This window comes from Halomonas marinisediminis (assembly GCF_004347715.1).
In the GTDB taxonomy this organism is placed as follows: Bacteria; Pseudomonadota; Gammaproteobacteria; order Pseudomonadales; family Halomonadaceae; genus Halomonas; species Halomonas icarae.
Genome location: NZ_SLTR01000539.1, coordinates 1 through 264 on the forward strand (window position 1 = coordinate 1; position 264 = coordinate 264).

Annotated in this window: 1 protein-coding gene; it reads right to left on the reverse strand. The window is 59.8% G+C overall.

Annotated elements, in window-relative coordinates; genetic code table 11:
• Positions 1–264: hypothetical protein (locus E0702_RS17715; protein WP_205742093.1), on the reverse strand; the 264-nt coding region annotated here is incomplete at both ends.

The window sequence follows — 264 nt, forward strand, 5'->3', positions numbered from 1 at the left end:
GTTGGCGACATAGAGCGACTGCAGGTCGTTGGAGGCTACGAGTATAACTTTCTGGGCCATATCCCGAGCGATAGGCAGGCCGAAACCGCCGCAGACCACATCGCCGAGGAAATCCAGGAGCACATAGTCAAAGTCCCAATCGTGGAACCCGAGTTTTTCCAGCAGTTCAAAGCCATGGATGATCCCCCGTCCGCCGCAGCCGCGACCCACCTCGGGCCCGCCGAGTTCCATTGCGAAGACGCCGCCGCGCTTGAAGCAGACATC